The 421-nt window shown below is 50.8% G+C and carries 1 protein-coding gene; it reads left to right on the plus strand.

The window, feature by feature from the left end; translation table 11 throughout:
- Window positions 1-421 (plus strand): 4-hydroxythreonine-4-phosphate dehydrogenase PdxA (locus NE664_14515; protein MCQ4727848.1); only part of this gene is annotated, 421 nt, incomplete at both ends.

Genomic DNA, 421 nt, shown 5'->3' on the forward strand with positions numbered 1-421 from the left:
GTTGTATCGATGTCATAGATATGAAGAATGTAGATCCGGAGGCGCTGATCATCGGTAAGGTATCTGCGTTGGCGGGAGAAGCGGCCTTCCAGTATGTGAAAAAAGCCATTGAGCTGGCGATGGCCGGAGAGGTGGACGCGACTGTGACCAATGCCCTTAATAAAGAAGCACTCAATCTGGCGGGGCGTCACTATTCCGGACATACGGAAATCTATGCGGAGTTTACCGGAACCAAAAAGTATACGATGATGCTTGCACATAAAAATCTGCGTGTAGTACATGTTTCGACCCATGTGGCCTTGAGAGAGGCGTGCGACCGTGTGAAAAAAGATCGGATATTAGAGGTGATCCGGATTGCGGAACAGGCGTGCAGGGATATGGGAATCAGGAATCCGCGGATTGGCGTTGCGGGCCTCAATCC

It is taken from the genome of Anaerotignum faecicola, from assembly GCA_024460105.1.
GTDB lineage: Bacteria > Bacillota > Clostridia > Lachnospirales > Anaerotignaceae > JANFXS01.